Below are 18942 nucleotides of genomic sequence, written 5' to 3'. Positions count from 1 at the left end.
CACTGACACCGCTTTATTAGCAACACACACAATTGCTAGCGCGGTACCACACAGCACACACGCACAATATGGAGAATGACATGAGAGCTAAAAAGTCCGTCTTAAGCTTGGCAGTCACGTTAGCAATGACAACCGGTTTAGCGCTTAGCGCGCAGGTACATGCGCAGCAAGAGCAAACCGAACAAGAACAACAAAAAACAGAAACAGCTAAAAACGATACGTTTGAAAAAATAGTCGTTACTTCACAAAAAAGAACGCAAAGTTTAAACGAAGTACCTGTTGCGGTATCGGTACTTAATAGCGATCAAATTAATTCAGCTTTTGCTAATAACATGGAAGGCTTACAGTCACTTGTTCCTTCGGTTAGCTTTAGAAAAGGCACCACAACCCGTAACTCAGCGCTAACAGTGCGCGGTATTGGTACTATTTCATTTAGTATTGCTGCCGAGCCAAGTGTAGCAACTGTTGTTGATGGCGTGGTGCTTGGGCGCTCGGGTCAAGCATTTGCCGATTTATACGACGTAGACCGCATTGAAGTATTACGCGGGCCACAAGGTACATTGTTTGGTAAAAACGCCTCAGCAGGTGTGGTAAACATAACAACAAAAGATCCCTCGTACGACACAACAGGCAGCGTAGAAACCTCGTTTTATCAAGATAACGAATACCGTTTTAAAGGCTTTATAAGCGGCGGTTTAACCGACGACCTAGCGGCAAGCCTAACGGTATTTAAAGGTAAATTTGACGGTTACATTGATAACGTTTACAACAACGAAAAAGTAAACGGTTACGACCGTGAAGGTGCACGTGCTGTATTTAAATACGAGCCAGAGGATGACTTAAGCGTAAAATTTATTGCTGAATTTTATAACGCTGACGATGATTGTTGTGCCGACTTAGAAGCACTACCAAGTGGCCGTAATCCAGATTCAAAATCAGTACCAAACAGTAACGGTATAGTTGATGGCGTAGCCGATATTGATTTAGACCAACGCAGCGTTGATCACGACTACGAGTCGCGCACAATTGACGAACATAGCGCGTTTTCGGTACAGGTTGATAAAACAATTGGCGACTATACATATACTTCAATTACAGCGCAGCGTTCGTGGGATAACACAGAGTACCGTGAAGGCGACTTTACCTCTATTGCTGGCGACAGCAGCGAGCCGGTATTTGACGCGCCGTTTCAATTACACGATTTAGGTGCACAGCAATGGGATCAGTTTTCGCAAGAATTTAGAGTTACATCAAACCTAGCTGGGCCATTTAACTATGTTGCTGGCTTATTTTATTGGAACATGGATTCACAACGTAACTTTACTCGTGATGCTAGTTGTCAAAATAATGGTGGTCAACTTGATAGCGCAATGGCATTTTACGCGCAAAATAACTTATCGGGCGCTGAACTTGATGCAGCACTTAACGACCTAGATGGTTATACACAAGGTCTAGGTGTTAGCTGCAATGCAAACGATATTGTATCGGCCACTGCTTTTATGAGCACAGAATTTAACAACTGGGCCGCTTTTGCCGACGGTACTTACGATTTATCTGAAGATTTACGCGTATTATTTGGTATTCGTTACACCGACGATGAAGTGTCGTACACGCATCGCCGTGTAAGTAATGATGTATATGGCCGCACCGGTGTAGGCGTGCGCCCAGCAACACTTAATACAGATGATGAAGGTAAAGCCGAAGAAACCAACGTATCGGGTCGTTTAGGTATGCAATACGATTTAGGCGATGGTCAAATGGTATACGGTACTTACTCGCAAGGTTACAAAGGCCCTGGTTTTAATATTTATTATAACTTTAACCCAGACACCGATAGTCGCGAAATAGCACCTGAAGAGTCTGACGCTTATGAAATAGGCTACAAATACGCAAGCCGCGAATTTGTATTTAACATGGCGCTTTTCAGAACCGAAATTGAAGGTTTTCAAGCTAACAACTTTGACTGTTCAGACGGCACTTGTATTACGCGCTTAACCAATGCGGGTGATGTAAGTACGCAAGGTGTTGAAGTTGACTTTATGTGGGCTGCAACAGAGTCGCTAACGCTTACCGGTGGTGTTGCTTACATTAAAGCTGAAATTGACGAGTTTAATTGTCCGGCAGAGGTAGCCGCAGGTTCATGTACTGACCGTTCAGGTTTAGATGTACCATTTTCGCCAGATTTAAAATACTCACTAACGGCTGACTACTTTATTGAAACCGACCATGGCTTTAACGTACATATAAATGGCTCTTATATTTACACCGACGAGCAATACTCAGACCTACCAGACAACGTAGGCGAATTTAACCCAGCCGCTTTGTTACCAGATTACGGTATTTTAAATGCAAGTGTGGGTTTATCGTTTAAAGATGACGCGTTTAGAGTGTCGCTTATTGCTAAAAACTTAACCGACGAAAGCTACGTAACTACCTACAGTGGCGATAACTTCCGTTACCAAATCCCACGTGATGCAGAGCGCTACTTTGGGGTATCGTTTAAAGCACGTTTTTAATATTTAAATAATTCTCTTAATAATTTCCCTTAAAAGCGCAACGTTTAACACGTTGCGCTTTTTTTGTGACTTATCTTTGTAATGGTTTAGTCATTTTACTTTCATCAAAATTACCTTTATTAGTCACATCTGTTTTCTATAGTGCAGCGGTTGATCTTTTTTGTGTTTACACATTTCAAAAAATAACCACTAAACAATGGGAATTACGGATGAAAATTAAAAAAGTCGCTGCGGCAATCGCGCTAACATTTGCGTTTAGCGCAGTTAGCCATGCTGATGTACTACCGCAAAGCCAAAAAGACAGCAGCTGGTATAGCGCTGCGCAAACTAAACTAACAACAAAAACAGCACAAGCGCAGGCTACACAAGCCACTAAAGCTAAAAACGTCATTTTATTTGTTGGCGATGGCATGGGTATTTCTACACTTACCGCCGCGCGCATTTTACAAGGGCAGCGTAATAATCAATCTGGCGAAGAAGGTTATTTAAGTTTTGAAGAGTTCCCATACTCTGCACAAGTTAAAACGTATAACGTAGATGCGCAAACTCCCGACTCAGCCGGTACGATGACGGCTATTATTTCGGGTGTAAAAACCGATGTGGGCGTTATTGGTGTAGACGAAGATATTGAACGCGGTGTGTGTTCAACAGTGGCAGGTAACGAGCTTCTTACCGCGACTGAATTGGCTGAAATTAAAGGGCTATCTACCGGTATTATTTCTACAGCACGTATTACTCATGCTACCCCTGCTGCAACGTATGCTAAATCGGCTGACCGTAACTGGGAAGACGTATCAGATATGCCAGAAGATGCAGTAACAGGTGGCTGTGAAGACATTGCATCGCAACTGGTTAACTTTGAAAAAAACCTAGAAGCACGATTTGTAGGTACCGACGTAGACGGCCTTGATTTTGTAATGGGTGGCGGTCGTCGTCACTTTTTACCAAAAGACGAAACGGCTAACTCAACAGATGCAGTAAGCGCTATAGAAGGCGACCGTACTGACGAGCGCAACTTAGTAACTGAGTGGCAAACACAATACCCAGATGCTACGTACGTGATGGATCAAACAGGCTTTGATGCAATAGCAGACGACGCCACTAAAGTATTTGGTTTATTTAACGAATCCCACATGCAGTACGAAGCTGACCGCGCAAACGATGTAGCGGGCGAGCCTTCACTTACCGATATGACCACTAAAGCAATTGAAGTGCTTGGTAAAAACGATAACGGATTTTTCTTAACGGTTGAGTCGGGTCGAATTGACCACGCGCACCACGCGGGTAATGCATACAATGCGCTTAACGACACCATTGAGTTTGCTAAAGCCGTACAAGCTGCGGTAGATAACACCAACCCAGAAGAAACCCTTATTTTAGTAACCGCCGATCACAGCCATGTATTTACTATTGCAGGCTACCCTAAGCGTGGTAATCCAATTTTAGGTCAAGTAGTTGCAGTAGGTGCAACAACACCAAGCCTAGCCGCCGACGATATGCCGTACACCACAGTAGGTTACGCAAATGGCTTAGGTTTTAGAAATCTAGGCGACGAGACTGATGCTGATGCAAGTTACACAAGTGCTGCTGTAGCAGGGCGTGTTGAGCTAAATGGCGTAGATACAACAACCCCAGGTTTTCACCAAGAAGCAACTGTACCAATGGGCTCAGAAACACACGCAGGTGAAGACATATCTTTACATGCAAAAGGTCCTGGTGCTCAGCTAGCACAAGGCGTAATTGAACAAAACGTAGTGTTTCATCTAATTAATCAAGCTCTTGAACTAACTCAGCAATAATGGCGGCTAACATGAACAAATTAACGGTACTTTCTTTGGCAGTAATGGTCGCGCTAGCAGGTTGCTCGAGTGACGATAACAAAAATGAAAACAATATTATCGCAGTAGATAACGCTATTGCAGTGGGCTCTGAGCAGTGCATTAATGGCGGTGTAGAGACGCAAGTAGGCGCAGATACCAATAATAACGACGTGCTAGATAGCGACGAAGTTAACTCAACTAATTTAGTGTGTAATGCACCTGCAACGTCGTTAACAAGCGAGCAGTTAGCCTCGCTCACTAGTAATACTTGGTTTAGTGAAGCACAAACAAAATTGGGTGCTGCACAAACAGCCAGTAGCAACATTGTTACTGAATCAGGCAAAGCTAAAAACGTTATTTTATTTGTGGGCGATGGTATGGGTATTTCTACCATAACCGCAGCACGTATTTTAGCGGGTCAGTTAGAGGGTGAAATGGGTGAAGATCACCAGTTAAGCTTTGAAACTATGCCTTTTTCGGGCTTTGTAAAAACATACAACGTAGATGCGCAAACGCCAGATTCGGCAGGCACTATGACCGCAATGGCATCGGGCGTTAAAACCGACGCAGGCGTTATTGGTATTGATGAAGCAGTTGAACGTGGTAATTGTGCATCAGGCAAAGGGCACGAACTTGTTACCTCGTTAGAGCTTGCTGAAATTGCAGGTAAAGCAACAGGGATTATTTCTACAGCGCGTATTACTCACGCAACACCCGCTGCAACGTATGCTAAATCGGCAGAGCGTAACTGGGAAGATATCTCCGATATGCCAGAAAGTGCCGCAACGTGTGAAGATATTGCATCGCAACTGGTTAACTTTGAAGCCAACCTAGAAGCACGCTTTAGTGGTGTTGATGTAGACGGTATTGATGTAGTAATGGGCGGCGGTCGTCGTCACTTTTTACCAAAAGATGCCGCGTTTAATTCAACCGATGCAGTAAGTGCTGTTGAAGGGGATCGTACAGATAACCGCGACTTAACCGCAGAGTGGAAAACGCAATATCCAAATGGCACGTACGTAATGGATCAAACCGGTTTTGATGCAATAAGTGACGACGCCACTAAAGTGTTTGGCTTATTTAACGAATCCCACATGCAGTACGAAGCTGACCGCGCAAACGATGTAGCAGGCGAGCCTTCGCTTTCACAAATGACCGAAAAAGCAATAAACGTACTTGATAACAACGAGCAAGGTTTTTTCTTAACGGTTGAGTCGGGTCGAATTGACCACGCGCATCATGCGGGTAACGCTTATAACGCGTTAAACGACACTATTGAGCTTGCCAAAGCCGTTAAAGTGGCAATGGAAAACACCAACCCAGAAGAAACATTAATAGTTGTAACTGCCGATCACAGCCATGTATTTACCATTGCCGGTTACCCTAAACGCGGTAACCCAATTTTAGGTAAAGTGGTTGCAGTGGGCGCTACTGAGCCAAGCTTAGCCGCCGACGATATGCCTTATACAACGGTTGGTTACACCAATGGTGGTGGTTTTAGAAACCTAGGCAGCGAGACCGATGCCGATGCAGGTTACACCTTTGCGCCAGTAACAGGGCGTGTTGATTTAACTGATGTTGATACAACAACACCTGGTTTTCATCAAGAAGCGCTGGTACCAATGGGCTCAGAAACACATGCCGGTGAAGACGTAGGCGTTTATGCAATGGGGCCAGGTGCACACTTGGTAACAGGCACAAACGAGCAAAGCTTTTTATTCCATGTAATGGACTTTGCCGCTGACTTTGTAAAAACAGCAGACGAAAAACTAGCGCAATAAATACCGGCTAGTTATAAATTTAGTTAAATATATCTAAATAAAAAACCCCGCATACTGTGCGGGTTTTTTGTCATTAAACTGACATTTATAATCGTTATGTTATTGCCATAAACTTGAAATATAAATAAGAGATAGCTAAATGAAAAAAGCGTTATTAATAATTGCCACGCTTGTAAGTACAAGTAGCTTTGCCTCGCAATGTGATATTGATGCCAAGCATTTAAAAGCGGATTATAAAATTACCAACAGCCATAAAGCGCAGCAAAGTAGCGAGTCACTTACCCTTTGGCGAAACAACCAGCAAGTAGCACATCAAAGTGAAGTAATAACCGAGCTTTGGCAGCACTTAGCCAATAATCAAATACGACCAATACGTTACTTTAACGCCCAGCAACGCGGTATTGAATACCAACCATCTGAGGTACGCGGCGTACAAAATTGGAGTGCTAAAAACCAGCTGGTGGATACACATTTAATCGAAAAAATGACCCTAGTTAACACCCAAGGCAGCGGCTGTGATGAAGTAAAAAACTATACACTGAGCGAAAATGGCAACGACTTTAACCTCGCCTTTTTTACGCGTTCAAAATTAGTTAAAACATTTAGTATTAGTAATAAAAAAAGCCAAACAACTACATTGCTAAGCCTTAATAATGTAAACACTGATAAGCCATTAATTACTGCTCAATTTGCACAGTGGGATCGCTTTCAAACCACCGATTACGCCGACATTGGCGATAACGAAAACGACCCGTTTTTAGCTAAAATGATAAACCTTGGTTTTATTGAGCACAGTGCAACAGGTTTTTACAACCAGCAAGGCGAGGCTATTCAAGGCGGACATCACCACTAGGTTTTTAAATGTTGTAGTTCATAGCTAAAAAATGACAGGCGGCTATGAGCTACAAGCCAATATTCAAAAATAGATTAATTTAGGCCATTCCTACCCAAGTAATACAACAAACGCTTTCCTATTTTTATAAAACACACACCATCAGCCGCATAATATTTATAGTTGGTAATAACTTACACTATTTGATATTAATAGAAGTTCAAACAATAGGGACATTAATACATGAAATATGTTCTCTGATAAAATTGCCATTCGTCTTTGCGCTTATGGATTATTAGGTAGAATAAAATGAATGAAGATATGATGGAATATAGTGAAAAAGAAAAGCGCGATCGCTTAAAAAAAGAAAAAGGAATATATTCTGAATTCCAAGAGCGAGAATCTGAGCTTGCAAAATATAGAGATATATTAAGAACAAGAGAGCGTGAATTAGAAGAATATGAAAACCATCTAAAAGCAGAACAGCTTGAAAGAGAGAAATATTTTAGAAAAGAGCTCAGTGAGCGAGATCAGCTCATAGAAAGCCGAGAGAAAGAGTTGTATGCTCGGCAAAAGGAAATGGAAAAACACTTTTCTAGAAGATTCGAAGAAACAGAAGAGCTTCGTGAATCCTTGCAAAAAGAGCTTCTTCAGAAAGAATCTGAGCTAAAAAACCTTCTTGTTGAGACTGAACGTGAAAAAGAGCGTTATCGTGAGGAGAGCCGTAAATCCATTGAATCAAAATCGCAAAAATTTGTAGACTCGGCGTTGCAGTTACTTGGCAAAAAAGAATCAAAATTTCATGATATTTCTAAAAATTGGGCAATATTAGGAGCGTGCTCCATTATTTCTGCAATATGCTTTGCTATTTATACGATGGTATCTAGTGCAGATTTATTTCACCAAACTTCAAATAGTAGCCTCTCATATTATTTGTATTCACTTTTTCGAGGACTTATAGTCGTAAGTCTTTTTGGTGCGTTATCAAGATATGCTTTTGTTCTTAGTAACTCTTTTATGCATGAATCTTTGAAAAGTGGGGAAAGGTTGCACGCAATTAAATTTGGTGAATTTTACCTAGACGCATATGGAGCAGATGCGGAATGGGAACAGCTAAAAGAGGCCTTTGAAAACTGGAATATTAGTGGAAGCAGTGCATTTTCAAGAAAAGATATGGAAGCAAAGGACAATGGCTTAGTAGATACAATAACTGAAAGTTTTGAAAAGGTAGCCAAAATGGCTACGGAAAAGAACTCAAAGTAAGCGTATAGCGAACGTACATTATTCAAACTGCCCTCAAACCAGCCATTCATCATCGGCTAACAACAAAACCCTAACCACCTGATGCTACTCAAGATGAGCATCATCAGGCTTTTTAGGTTTACTCGCTACTTCTGTTAAGCCGTCTTCGCAATCGCCGCTGTCGCAGGTATTTAAATCACTTTGTGCCTGCTTATCTTGTTGCAGAACTTGTTTTAAATCCTCCATGCGTTGGCGCACGGCTACGCCGTAGCTGGCGTCGTCTCCCCATAACGCAGCAAGTTGCAGTACTGCAGCGCGGTCGTGGTCTCTAAATAGTTTACCTGCACGCTCTGCATCTTGCTTAGTGTTACCTAGTAACTCCAGAGCTTCTACGGCAAGGTTAATAGCTGAGTCGACTGTTTCGCGGTTAAACGCATCTACTTTTAAATTAAGTAACTGATACGCATGGCGGCGGTCGACTGCGCGAGCAACTATTTTAAGCTGCGGGTAGTTTTTATGCGCGAGCTTAATTATCTCAATGGTTTTATCGGGGTTATCAATTGCAATTACCAGCATTTGCGCGGTGTGCGCACCTGCGGCTTCAAGGAGTTCTTGGCGTGCGGCATCACCATAAAATACGGTGTTGCCAAAACGGCGTAGTAATTCTATTTGGCTAGGGCTGTGATCAAGTACGGTAATTTCGTAGCCTTGTGCGTGCAGTAAGCGCCCCATAATTTGGCCAAAACGTCCGTAGCCCGCAATAATTACGTGCTTAGCGGTGCTAATTTGCTCTGGCTTATCAAACTCAGGTAAAGCACTGCTGCTGCGTTTTTGTATTTGCTCATAAACCATAAGTAATAGCGGCGCTATTAGCATTGATACCGCCACAACTAAGGTAACAAGGCTGGTTTGCTCGGGCGTTAAAATACTTAAGGTGGTGGTTACGCTTAAAAGTACAAAGGCAAACTCACCCCCTTGGGCAAGGGCTAGGGCAAATAATAACTGCTGTTTACTGTTAATTTTAAAGGTAACGGCAAGGGCAAATAAAATGCAGGCTTTAACTACTATGAGTAAAACCACTAAGCCTATAACGGTACTAAACTCGTTAAATAGCAGCTCAAAGTTAATTGATGCGCCAACCGTTATAAAAAACAATCCTAACAGTAAGCCTTTAAAGGGTTCTATATCGGCTTCTAATTCGTGTCTAAATTCACTCTCGGCAAGTACAACGCCTGCTAAAAAAGTCCCCAAAGCAGGCGATAAACCAATACTTTGCATAACTAGCGCAATAGCGACCACTAAAAAGAGTGCAAAAATAGTAAATATTTCACGCATGTGTGTTTGGGCAATGTATCTAAATAACGGCGCCGATACATATTTACCGCCGGCAATAATAGCGGCAATAACCGCGACCGATACACATACTTGTTGCCATACAGGCCAGCTTGCAATAATCGAATCGCTGATTTCTTTTGTGCTAGTTTGCGGGGCAAATGCAAGCAGTGGTAACAAGGCTAAAATAGGAATAATGGCGATGTCTTGAAACAGCAATACCGAAAACGCGTTTTGTCCGGCTTCTTGCTTTAGCCAGCCTTTTTCTTCAAGGCTTTGCAGTACAATAGCGGTAGAGGAGAGCGCCAGCATTAAACCAATGGCGAGTGCGGTTTGCCAATGCATGGCAAAAAACCAGTAACAAAATGCAAATATAGCCGCTGCCGATAGCACAACCTGTAAGCCACCAAGCCCTAAAATAGAGTGGCGTAATGTCCATAAACGCGAAGGTTGTAGTTCAAGGCCCACTAAAAACAGCATCATTACTACGCCAAATTCAGCGAAGTGCATTACATCGGTTTGATCGCCCACAACACCCAGCGCATAAGGGCCAATGAGTATGCCGGCAATTAAATAACCTAACACAGAGCCAAGTCCGACTCGTTTTGCAATGGGGACAGCTACAATGGCTGCTGCTAAGTAAATTAAAGCAATTTCTAACACGCGTTTATCCTAATAACATCAAGGCTTTTAGAATGGCTTAGCTGCTTATAAAATACAATGGATTATATGGCTCAAAGTTGCTTATTTATCAGTAGTTATAACACTAATGGTTATAACTACTGGGCTAAAAATAGCACTTTATGTTGAAGGGCTTGTTGGGGACTAAATATTACAAATACTTATAATTGCTGAGCTTGGTTGGCCTGAATCAGAATGGTAAATAGTAATGTTTGAGCTGATTGTATTTTCAATGCTTGTTTCAATTACTGTTACTTCAAATTCGGCTGATGCAGGTAGGTCGATATCCAATTCGCTATCGAGGTAAGTACTTCCGCTTTTTTGCAAAGTAAGTGGTTTGGTTTGATCAAAGCTAAATTGAAAGCTATCTGACGCTAAAAGTGTATCTACCATGTTAAAGCGTAGGTTAATGGTGTCGGGGCCTGAAAACTCAGCACACACAAATACCGAAACCTCAACAGCTTGTAAAACGGGCATGCTATTTTGGCCTATATCCACAGTAAAGTTGCTTTGCGTAATCGCTACAGAGTTGTATTCCCCAGCTGCAAGCCTTTGATCCGCTGTTGTTATCGTTATTTTTTCACCTTGCGCTAAATTAACCTCTTCATCAAAAAAGCCATTTGTGTTGGTGCTGTATTGCTGTCCATTAATTGTTAGCTGTGCATTGCTTATAGCCGCTTTTTGCACATTAGTGAGTTGCCCTTTAATACGACCGGTAAGTAGGGCAGAGCTGGTTACTGTAATTGAAAATTGCACACTTTTTGAAAATCCATCAGCATCAGTTGCTATAACGGTTAGCGTGTAACTACCTGTCATATCGGCGATAAATTCGGTAATACTTTGGTTTGTATTGCTTAAGCTGGTGCTCGAGCCTGAAGGCGCTGATAGCGTCCAAGCGTAATCGAGAGTGGTTCCCTCTGGGTCGTAACTTTGGCTTACATCAAATTTAACTGCATTGCCCACTACATCGTAGCGTGATTGCTCCCCCGTGAAACTAATTACTGGCAGTGCATTTTGTATTACATCAATTGTTAGGGTTTTTGTGTCGGAGTACTGCACGCCATCGTTAGTGCGTAACGAAATAACCACTTGCCCCTCTACTGATGCCCTAAACGTTGGTTTTGATATTGTATTACTGCTAAGCGTTGCTTGGCCTTGCGACGAAATGATTTCCCATTGGTAGCTTAGTGGTTGGCCTTCTGGATCGTAACTATTGGAAGCATCAAGTAAAACTTGTTCATCAACCGTTATAGAGGTTTCATAAGTTACCAGAGTAACAGGCTTTTTATTACTACTGGCATGCAGTGCTGAGGTTGCTTGGTTTGAGCTTAATTGCCCATCAGACACTATAAGCACTACAACGTAGTCGCCTTCTTTATCGGCAACAATAGAGGGCGTTGCTGATGTGCTGTTAGTCAGTTGTGATGCACTATTTACAGGCTTAGCTTGTAACTGCCAGTTATAGCTCAGTGTATCTCCGTCAGGGTCGCTACATTGTTGGCACTGCAAAGTGGTAGATTCGTTTAACGTAATATCACGTTCGGATTCAAGTGTTGCAACGGGGGCTTTATTACTTGTGGTAACAGTTAAAGTAACTGATGCGGTATCACTTTCGTTTTGTTGATCGTTAACAGTGAGTGAAAGCGTGTAATCTCCAGCTGTTGACGCTGAAAACCCAGCGGTATGATTTTGCATGTTTGAAAGAGCCGGCGTGCTGCCCTCGGGTTTTGATGTAATTGCCCAGGCATAACTAAGCGTATCGTTTTTATCGGGATCAGTACTTTGGTTACCATAAAGCGTAACAACTTCATTTGGGGCAATTGTATTATTTTCTACGTTTATAACCGCTTGTGGCGATGAGTTAGAATTAAGCGATTCACTTTTTATGAGTACGACAGTGCTTGCTGTATCACCTTGTGAATCAGTAACGGTAAGCTCAACTTTAAAATCGCCTATTTCGTCGGCAACAAACTGGCTTTTAACTTGAGTCGCATTTTCAAGCGTTGTATTACTTGCTACGGGCTTGGTAATAAATTGCCATTTGTATTGATTAATGGCGCCGCTGGTTGTGCTACTTTGCGCGGCATTTAAAAGCACAACATCACCTTGCTTAACGGTTTGTGTGCTACCTGCGTTAGCTATTAGTTGGGTATTTGCAGTAACGGTGAATTGTTTTTGTGCCGGTGTGCTGGAAAGCTTACCGTCACTCACGGTTAATACTAATTGGTATTCTTGTGCATCAGATACTGAAAACTCAACGGTACTTTCGTTATTAACCGTAATCGGTATTTCTACTTGTTCGTTTTTGCTGGTTAATTGCCATTGATAGGTGAGTGCATCGCCATCGGGGTCGCTACTTTGTGCTGCGCTAAAAACGAGGGTGGTATTTACTTTAAACCCCGATTGTTCGGTGGTAATAACCGCAATAGGTTTTGTGTTAGTGCTGACCGGTTTAGCTACTGTTTTAGAGTCTGATCCTCCAGAGCCACATGCTACGAGGGTGAATAAAGCAGTAAGTAAAATTAATAACTTCCATTTCATAATATCAATATCCTTTTAAAAAGTTGAATATTAATATGTACCCAAATTAGCTATTAAGCAAAAAAATAAATCAAATAAGTACTTTTGTATTATTTGGGGGAATAGTTAACGCGAAACAGTGCTACTTTTGAATCATTTATACTTTGAGAGGAGTGTTTTATACCCTGATTGATAGGGCATAAAGTACATTAAAGGGCAGTTGAATAAGGGTTAAATAGAGTTAGTCAGCTACTTTTACTGAACCAGTAATATTATCGATACTTACATCGCCCGAGCCCGACTCAGTAATAGTCAGCCCTTTTGCATGGTTAACGCGAATATTACCCGAACCGTCTTCAATTGTTACGTTTGAGCCAATATGCTCGATAAGCAGGTCGCCAGAGTTATCATCAACATTAACTGCACCGCTGATATGGCTTATTACTATATCACCCGATCCATCTTCAACGTTTAGCGAACCGCTTATGTTGCTCACGTGCATTTCACCAGAACCATCGTCAATAGTTGCATTGCCGCTTACGTTGTTAATATGAATACTGCCAGAGCCGTCGGTTAGTTCTAGATTACCCGCGATGTTTTCAAAGTTTACTTCACCTGAGCCATCGTCAACAGTTAGGTTTTTAGCACCGCTTATAGTTAAGTCTCCTGAGCCGTCTTTTACATCAATATTGCTTTGCATAGCATTTATTAAAATGTCGCCTGAGCCATCATCAATATCTAAATTTAGATTACTTGGCACAGTAACAACTAAATCAATATGTGGAGATTGACCATTGTAAAAGCTAATACCATTACGGCTTTTATTTTGGGCAACAAGCTTTGCCTGTTTACCGTCTTGCTCGAGCGTTAGCTCGTATTCGTCTTCAATGTCGGCTGTGTAAATAGTGGCATCAACACTAATGCTGGTGGCCGTTTTTGAGCCTTTTATTTCAAGGCTACCTGCGCCGCTTAACACATTTAAATACTCAAGATTATTGCTTGGCAGTGATAGCTGTTTAGTTTGTTTTACCGAGGCAACGCTTGGCGATATATGAAATACACAGCCACTTAATAATAAAATGCCGCCAATAAGTGAAAGTGGTTTTGTAATGCTAGATACAGTTGATGAGCTCATGTTTAGTCCTTTGTGTTTGTTATTTATGCTTGTTTTGTATAAGCATAGTAGAGCAAAAACGAGACCAACTGTAAGTTGTTGATTTTATTGATTTGATGGGTGTGTTTAAAAAGCCGGTTTACTAATGATTGGTTAAAAACACTAAAAGTTAGCAAAAAGGATGCACATGGCATCCTTTTTAAGTGTTTGCTTTTAGGTTATTTATTAAAAGCTGTAAGTAATGTTACCGTATAGGAAACGCCCGTCTAATCCGTACGGTGCATATGGCGTGTACGGGAATATTTGGCCAAAGTCAGAGTAACCAATGTTATCCACGGTTGCTTGTGGGTATTGATCGAATAAGTTGTTTGCACCAACGGCAAACTTCCAATATTCGTCTGGACGGTATGCCACTTCTAGGTCGGTGATCCACTTAGGGTCTAGGTATTCATCGCGGTCAGCTGTAGTTGAAATATCAGCGACTTCACCATAACGTGTGGTACGCAGGGTAGTTTGCCATTCGTTAAAGTTCCACACTGCTGATAGGTTCCATTTGCTATCTGGCGTGCCTTCTTCAAAGCGACCTACTTCACGACGTGCAAACACTACGTAGTCGTCACCTAGTGAGTTTAGCTCGCTTGGGTTGTCGTTTACGTGCGTTACTTCGGTGTCGTTAAAGTTAGCTGCTACGTTTAAACGTAAATCACCTAAGTTGTCTAAATCTAGGTTATAAGTGGCAACTATATCTACACCTTGCGTGCGTGAGTCGATAGCGTTGGTAAAGTAACGTACGCTTTCGGTATTTAGCTCACCTGCATTTTGTAGTATTTCTACTACGGCATCGCCCTCTAAGTTTTCAGACAATACAATACGGTCATCAATATCAATACGGTATGCATCAACCGTTAAGCTAAAGCTGCCTTGCGTGTACATAAAGCCCGCTGTAACGTTTACTGACTCTTCAGCATCTAACGGCTGAGCACCAAGTGCTTGCGCTGCGGCTGAATCTGTCGGGAATAAACCCACTTCAAATGGTTGGTTGTTTTCAAGTACTGTTGATATTTGGCGGTACGAGCTTTGCGCTAAAGATGGTGCACGGAAACCTGTGCTAATTGCTCCGCGCAGTGATAGGTTTTCAGTAATGCTGTAACGCGAGGCAAGTTTAGAGGTAAATGTGTCACCAAAGTCGCTGTAATCTTCATAACGACCCGCTAAAACTACGTTCCATTTTTCTGTTAAGTAGGTATCAAACTCAACAAATAAAGCGATGTTATGACGGCTTTCGTCAGTCGCACTTTCTGGTCCAAAGCCAGCAAGTACTTGGGCGCCACCGGCTGCAATTGGGTTACCGTCGCTATCAAGTGCGGTGATGTAAGACGCTTCTTCGCCTTCTTCAATTTTGTAGCTTTCGTGGCGGTATTCAGTACCTACGGTAAAAAATACGTCATCAGGTAAACCTAAATCAAGTGTGGTATTGGCCGTTGCGTTTACTAAAAACTGATCGTAAACCAGTGCACCGTTGTCAAATTCGGTTGGGCTGTCGGCACCTAGTGATGTGTTTATACTATTTACAACACCGAAGCCAAAGTCGTTACGGCCGTAGTTGGTACTTACATCCCATGTCCAGTCGTTTGTTTCGCCTTGTAAGCCCAATGCAAATGAGTAATCTTGTACGTCAGTTTCAATTTGCGGCAAAAAGCCATCTGGGTACACTTCTAAAACGTTACGGCTGTCTTTTGCTCGGCGGTAAAAACCACCTGAATTACCTTCACGCTTTGAGTAGCTACCAAATGAATAAAGGTTTAAGCCGTTATCTAAATCGTAACCCATGTTGTAAAACAACGCGTAATCTTCAAGGTCGGCTTTACCAAAACGGTGATTGTAACGATCGATAGTAAATTCGCGTGGGTCTAGGCTGCCATCATCAAGACGGCTGTATTGTTCGCGAGGGTCAAAGCCTGAGCGTTGCGTTGAGTCGTTATCGCGGTATTCAATTGATACGTTTACAAAGCCGTTATCAGATAACGCAAAACCAGAGTTTGCGCTAACAGTGCGTGTTGCACCGTCGTTTACTTCTCTGTCACCACCGGTATTAAACGCTAAGTCGCCGTTTGCATCTGCGTAGGTGCTTTCTAGCTGAGGTACGCCAGCCATTTGAGTATCGTATTTACCGTACGTTACGCTTACGCTACCGCCTTCTGAGGCATCTTTAAGTACAATGTTAATTACCCCAGCAATTGCATCAGAACCGTACTGTGCGGCTGCGCCATCACGTAGTACTTCAACACGTTTAATTGCAGAGGTTGGGATCATGTTCAAATCAACAGCGGTAGAGCCTCGACCAACAACACCTGCTAAGTTTAATAGCGCACCAGCGTGGCGGCGCTTACCGTTTATAAGCACTAGTGTGTGATCGGGTGCTAATCCACGTAAAACAGCTGGTTTTGCATGGTCAGTACCATCACCCATAGTGGCACTTGGGTAGTTAAAGCTAGGTACTTGGTTTGCTAGTATTTGGCTTATTTCTAGCTGACCCGTACTTTGCATATCACCGCTGGTAATAATATCTACGGGTACCGTACTTTCGGCAATACTGCGTAAGCTTCTGCGAGTACCGGTAACCGAAATTACTTCGATATTCTTTTCTGCTTGATTATCTTGCTCTGCGGCAACGGCCATAGAGTAAGGTGTGCTAAGTGCAGTGGTAACGGCCAAGCTAAGTGCTAGTTTATTTGCAGATAAACGCTTAAAAGTCATTAATTGTTCCCCAAGAGCTGCTAGTCGAAAAGGAGCGCATCATATAGAAGCGACTACCCTAGTGCAAAGATAAAAACTATCTAAGATATTCTAAGTTGTTAACATATAAGGTCACTGTTTACGCGCGATATAGGCGTTTGGATCGTTGTAGTTGCAATCTTGTGTCGAATGGTTGCGAATTCAAGGGAATTTTAGATAAAAGTTAGTAAGACGTAAAAAGGCCAAGCAAATGCTTGGCCTTTCAATTTTTTAAATTTAGTAATTAAAATTATTCAGGGGCAACTTCAAGCGTTGTAAATAATGCATAACGTCCTGCATCTACGCCTTCTTCATTTACGGTAACCTTGTTAGAGGTTTCGATTAGGTATAGGCCTGGCTCTTTCCACGTAATTGTAAACATACCTTCTTTATCGGTCGTTACTTTTACTTCGCCACGGTCGTTACGGTAGCGTGTGTCGCCTTTTAAAATACTTACTTCAATGCCTTCACCAGCAGATTTACCATCTTGTAGTAATTGAAAACGTGCTTGCTCACCTACAAATAAATCGTTTGGATGCGTTGGGCCACTAAGCTCTAAGCCTAAACCTAACAGGGCAGGCTTTGAGGTGCCATTTCGGCTAACAAATGTATCTACTGTTGAAACAACCTTCGTTGTAGTTACATCTTTTGCATTGCTAGGTAGCTCGGCGTCTGTTTTTTTACCAAATACGCGCTTGCGCTTACCTTCTTCGTTTTTATAGAAGGTCATGTACATTGGCTTTTGGGTCATTGCAATGTGGTAAGTACCTTGCTCTGTTAAGCTTACCGCAGCTGAGCTTTTACGTTTTAAGTAATAAGCACGGATGGTGTCGCTTACTGGCTCACCATTAGGCGCAAGTGCCATTAATAATGTGTCGTCGTACTCGGCGCCTTTTTCTTTAGGTTTAAAGGCTTTGTCTGGTGCAAAAATTTCGTTTGAAATACTTGCGTCAATCATTACGTAATGCGCTTTATCGCCTGATAAAGATGTATGCGAAGGTAGTAACCAACGTCCGTGTGCACTTGCCGAAGTTGACACTAAAGCAGATAAGCTCAATGCGCCGATTAATGCAGTTTTTAATAAATTAATTTTCATTGTATTTCCTTAAATTCAAATAATTAAGTAGCAGTTACTTAGTGCTTACAGTGACGAAACTTTGTGAAAACTCGTTTTTACCATCAATTGTCAGCTTGCCTGATTTGGTTAAATCGAGCTCAACGCGGGTGTAATCTCTGCCGCCTTCTTCGCGTACAACTTCAATATTTAGTAAGTATTTACCTGGTTTTACTGGGTTACCGTCTAAATCGTTACCTTGCCAATTTATAGTGTAAGTACCCGCGCGCTTTGTTGCGCCGCTAATGCCGTCAAAGTTGGCGTCACTTTTACCGGCTTTACGCCACCATTGGCGTAAGTCTTTAAACCATTCTGCTTTTTGCACCCAAAGTGCAAGCGTTGTAACGTGTTTGCGCTCTGGTGTTTCAAGCCAAACTGCAACGTATGGACGGTGATACGGTTGTACTTCTAAGTCGGGAAGCGTTAATTCAACCTCTAGCTGTGGTGTTTGTGCATGCGCTGTTGTTTGAAAAAACGCAGCTACGAGCAGTAATGCGGCGCTTATAAATAATTTAAATTTAACCATTAAGACACTCCTTTTATTTGTGGAACCCAACATAAATAAATAACCAGTGGAGTTACGACTCCTAGTAAGGTTATCCATATTCCTGCTAAGCGTTTTTTTCTATTTTGAAACAAAATAATCATGCCGGTGATGGCAAATAAAATCATTAGTACGGCAGATATATCAATTACCCAACTCCATACTTCACCGCTGTGGCGGCCTTTATGTAAGTCGCCAATAAGGCTTAAAAAGCCACCTGTTTGGTAATCAAGGTTTAGCTCGCCAGTTGTAAAATCAAGCTCTGCGTAGGCAAACCCTGCAGGCAGTGGGTAGTCGAGCATCACGAGCGCGTCTTCTTTTTCCCACTCAATGCTTTTTACTTTAGTAAGTGCATATTGGTCGGCTAAGTAAGCTTCTATTTCTGGGTAAAGCGTTGGCAACGTATTTAGCTGTTCATTTGCTTTGGTAACTAGCTCTGCTGGAATTACCGCGGTTACTTGGCCGTTATTTTTATCGTTTTTAAGCCAATCAATATGGTTGAGCACAATGCCGCTAACGCAAAATAAAATAAGCAAAAAAAACAAAGCTGTAGAAATATAAATATGTAGAGCTCGGCTTGTACTATACAAAGCCCGCTTATTAATAAACGACATAAAAACAGTAAATAAATTAAATTTACAACATGATAATGATTTGCATTAGCTATTACA

General features: G+C 42.1%; 12 protein-coding genes. 5 read left to right on the top strand and 7 right to left on the bottom strand.

Features of this window, described 5'->3' with window-relative positions:
- Positions 1 to 80: 80 nt before the first annotated feature.
- The 5 genes from I6F44_RS15170 (at position 81) to I6F44_RS15150 (ending at position 8212) form a co-directional block, all read left to right on the top strand.
- Positions 81 to 2516: a TonB-dependent receptor gene (locus I6F44_RS15170; protein ID WP_197174108.1), complete on the top strand. Its 2436-nt coding sequence runs from the start codon at positions 81 to 83 to the stop codon at positions 2514 to 2516.
- A gap of 209 nt (positions 2517 to 2725) precedes the next feature.
- A complete protein-coding gene (locus I6F44_RS15165; RefSeq protein ID WP_024607249.1) occupies positions 2726 to 4315 on the top strand; it encodes an alkaline phosphatase in 1590 nt (529 codons plus the stop codon).
- A gap of 11 nt (positions 4316 to 4326) precedes the next feature.
- Positions 4327 to 6117: an alkaline phosphatase gene (locus I6F44_RS15160; RefSeq protein ID WP_197174107.1), complete on the top strand. Its 1791-nt coding sequence runs from the start codon at positions 4327 to 4329 to the stop codon at positions 6115 to 6117.
- Between the two features lie 139 nt (positions 6118 to 6256).
- Positions 6257 to 6970, top strand: a complete 714-nt coding sequence (locus I6F44_RS15155) for a hypothetical protein (protein WP_197174106.1) — start codon at positions 6257 to 6259, stop codon at positions 6968 to 6970.
- A 288-nt stretch (positions 6971 to 7258) separates the two neighbouring features.
- Positions 7259 to 8212: a hypothetical protein gene (locus tag I6F44_RS15150; RefSeq protein WP_197174105.1), complete on the top strand. Its 954-nt coding sequence runs from the start codon at positions 7259 to 7261 to the stop codon at positions 8210 to 8212.
- A gap of 84 nt (positions 8213 to 8296) precedes the next feature.
- On the opposite strand, the gene I6F44_RS15145 is transcribed toward I6F44_RS15150, so the two are convergent.
- The 7 genes from I6F44_RS15145 to I6F44_RS15115 form a co-directional block, all read right to left on the bottom strand.
- Complete coding sequence (locus tag I6F44_RS15145) at positions 8297 to 10186, bottom strand: monovalent cation:proton antiporter-2 (CPA2) family protein (protein WP_197174104.1); 1890 nt, start codon at positions 10184 to 10186, stop codon at positions 8297 to 8299.
- Between the two features lie 162 nt (positions 10187 to 10348).
- Positions 10349 to 12745: a PKD domain-containing protein gene (locus I6F44_RS15140; protein WP_197174103.1), complete on the bottom strand. Its 2397-nt coding sequence runs from the start codon at positions 12743 to 12745 to the stop codon at positions 10349 to 10351.
- A gap of 220 nt (positions 12746 to 12965) precedes the next feature.
- On the bottom strand, positions 12966 to 13859 hold the full coding sequence (locus I6F44_RS15135; RefSeq protein WP_197174102.1) for a hypothetical protein: 894 nt from the start codon (positions 13857 to 13859) through the stop codon (positions 12966 to 12968).
- Positions 13860 to 14063: 204 nt separating this feature from the next.
- Positions 14064 to 16595 (bottom strand): TonB-dependent receptor plug domain-containing protein, encoded by a 2532-nt coding sequence (locus I6F44_RS15130; RefSeq protein ID WP_197174101.1) that lies wholly within the window; start codon positions 16593 to 16595, stop codon positions 14064 to 14066.
- Positions 16596 to 16863: 268 nt separating this feature from the next.
- On the bottom strand, positions 16864 to 17709 hold the full coding sequence (locus tag I6F44_RS15125) for a DUF4198 domain-containing protein (protein WP_197174100.1): 846 nt from the start codon (positions 17707 to 17709) through the stop codon (positions 16864 to 16866).
- Positions 17710 to 17743: 34 nt separating this feature from the next.
- A complete protein-coding gene (locus tag I6F44_RS15120; RefSeq protein ID WP_165722677.1) occupies positions 17744 to 18253 on the bottom strand; it encodes a DUF2271 domain-containing protein in 510 nt (169 codons plus the stop codon).
- Complete coding sequence (locus tag I6F44_RS15115; protein WP_197174099.1) at positions 18253 to 18885, bottom strand: PepSY-associated TM helix domain-containing protein; 633 nt, start codon at positions 18883 to 18885, stop codon at positions 18253 to 18255. Before I6F44_RS15115 ends, I6F44_RS15120 begins: the two co-directional genes overlap by 1 nt.
- Between the last annotated feature and the right edge of the window lie 57 nt (positions 18886 to 18942).

This window comes from Pseudoalteromonas sp. NZS11_1 (assembly GCF_015864275.1).
Classification (GTDB): domain Bacteria; phylum Pseudomonadota; class Gammaproteobacteria; order Enterobacterales; family Alteromonadaceae; genus Pseudoalteromonas; species Pseudoalteromonas arctica.
Note: the sequence above shows the minus strand (reverse complement) of the source record. Positions and strands in the feature narration are given on the sequence as shown.

Bases quoted from the DNA above. Each gene is read 5' to 3' on its own strand.
- I6F44_RS15135 (WP_197174102.1), bottom strand. From the start codon at position 13,859: ATGAGCTCATCAACTGTATCTAGCATTACAAAACCACTTTCACTTATT.
- I6F44_RS15115 (WP_197174099.1), bottom strand. From the start codon at position 18,885: ATGTCGTTTATTAATAAGCGGGCTTTGTATAGTACAAGCCGAGCTCTA.
- I6F44_RS15120 (WP_165722677.1), bottom strand. From the start codon at position 18,253: ATGGTTAAATTTAAATTATTTATAAGCGCCGCATTACTGCTCGTAGCT.
- I6F44_RS15150 (WP_197174105.1), top strand. From the start codon at position 7,259: ATGAATGAAGATATGATGGAATATAGTGAAAAAGAAAAGCGCGATCGC.
- I6F44_RS15155 (WP_197174106.1), top strand. From the start codon at position 6,257: ATGAAAAAAGCGTTATTAATAATTGCCACGCTTGTAAGTACAAGTAGC.
- I6F44_RS15170 (WP_197174108.1), top strand. From the start codon at position 81: ATGAGAGCTAAAAAGTCCGTCTTAAGCTTGGCAGTCACGTTAGCAATG.
- I6F44_RS15160 (WP_197174107.1), top strand. From the start codon at position 4,327: ATGAACAAATTAACGGTACTTTCTTTGGCAGTAATGGTCGCGCTAGCA.
- I6F44_RS15125 (WP_197174100.1), bottom strand. From the start codon at position 17,709: ATGAAAATTAATTTATTAAAAACTGCATTAATCGGCGCATTGAGCTTA.
- I6F44_RS15130 (WP_197174101.1), bottom strand. From the start codon at position 16,595: ATGACTTTTAAGCGTTTATCTGCAAATAAACTAGCACTTAGCTTGGCC.
- I6F44_RS15140 (WP_197174103.1), bottom strand. From the start codon at position 12,745: ATGAAATGGAAGTTATTAATTTTACTTACTGCTTTATTCACCCTCGTA.
- I6F44_RS15165 (WP_024607249.1), top strand. From the start codon at position 2,726: ATGAAAATTAAAAAAGTCGCTGCGGCAATCGCGCTAACATTTGCGTTT.